The 241-nt window shown below is 42.3% G+C and carries 1 protein-coding gene; it reads left to right on the plus strand.

Annotated elements, in window-relative coordinates:
- The coding region (gene ctaF, locus SB775_RS33280) for a cytochrome c oxidase subunit IVB (protein ID WP_410865569.1) at window positions 1-225 on the plus strand (225 nt) is incomplete at its 5' end.
- Window positions 226-241: the final 16 nt, after the last annotated feature.

Consider the following 241-nt stretch of genomic DNA (forward strand, 5'->3'; position numbering starts at 1 on the left):
GGATTAACATTTGTTGCATTTTTAACGATCGCCTCTGAAGACGTCGGGAATTGGTTCGCAGTACCATTTATTTTACTGCTTGCAGGTATTCAGGTGGCCTTTCAGCTTTATTATTTTATGCACATGAACCAAAAAGGGCATGAAACACCCGCGTTGTTTCTTTACTCAGGTGTGTTTGTCGCGTTCATTACCGTTTTAGCCTTTTTGACCATTATTTGGTGGTAAGCCCGCTTTGCCCTTG

This window comes from Peribacillus sp. SIMBA_075, from assembly GCF_046534585.1.